This window comes from Pseudomonas sp. TNT2022 ID642 (genome assembly GCF_028656995.1).
Lineage (GTDB): Bacteria > Pseudomonadota > Gammaproteobacteria > Pseudomonadales > Pseudomonadaceae > Aquipseudomonas.
On record NZ_JAMDGW010000026.1, the window covers coordinates 1 to 1,072 of the forward strand.

Consider the following 1,072-nt stretch of genomic DNA (forward strand, 5'->3'; position numbering starts at 1 on the left):
CTAAGTGGCCGTTACCGCAGCAACGGATATTCCCCCCACCTCGTCAAGCCACAGCAAACACCTCTACCAAGCGCCGAGCAATATGCCCCTGCGCCTCTTCAGCCTCATCAATAATCGCCCCCATGCGCATGAAGTCGTGGGTCATGCCCTCATAAACCTTCAGCTCCACCGCAACCCCCGCCGCCTGCAAGTGACGCGCATACGCCACGCCCTCATCGTGCAACGGATCACACTCGGCCAAGACCAACAGCACCGGCGCAACGTTCGCGCGGACCTCAGCCAGCAATGGCGAGAAACGCGGGTCGAGACGATCGCTGGCATCACGCTGATAGTGCTCGTAGAACCACTGCAGCGAAGCCTTCTCCAGCAGATACCCTTCGCCAAACTGCTCGATCGAGGGCGTGCTGCGACTGGCATCGGTAACCGGATAGATCAGCACCTGCAGACGCGGCTGCACAACCGCATCCGCCAGTTGCGCGGCGAGCACCGTGGTCAGGCTGCCACCGACGCTGTCACCGGCAATCGCCAGGCGCGCGGTATCGATACCCAGATCCGCAGCACTGGCCACCAGCCAGTCCCAAGCATCCCGGGCATCATCGGCGGCGGTCGGAAAACGAAACTCCGGCGCTAGTCGATACGCGACGGAAAGCACCACACAGTCGGCCATCGCAGCCAGTGCGCGGCACAGTGAGTCATGGGAATCGAGACTGCCGACCACATAACCGCCGCCATGAAAATACAGCAACGCCGGCCGCCCTGCCCCGACGCTCAGAGGCTGATTGCTATAAAGGCGTGCGTGCAGGCGCGTGCCATCGCGCACAGGCAATTGCAGCTCTTCCACCACTTCCAACTCTTCGCCACCGGCATCCATCAACAACGACGACTGATCAAATTGTTCGCGGGCCTCTGCCGGGCTCAGCTCATGCATGCCAACGCGCTTGCCACTGGCCCGGCCGTTGCCGACCAGTTGCAGGAACGCGGCGATATCAGGGTTCAACGACATTCGTAACTCTCCAGACAGGTCGAGCGCCATAAAGGCGCCCGACCGTTTTTTTCAGGTTCAGAACACAGT

Annotated in this window: 1 protein-coding gene; it reads right to left on the reverse strand. The window is 61.3% G+C overall.

The window, feature by feature from the left end:
- Positions 1 to 43: 43 nt before the first annotated feature.
- Entirely contained in the window at positions 44 to 1,003 is a 960-nt protein-coding gene (locus M5G26_RS23925; protein ID WP_273916645.1) for an alpha/beta hydrolase, read from the reverse strand.
- Between the last annotated feature and the right edge of the window lie 69 nt (positions 1,004 to 1,072).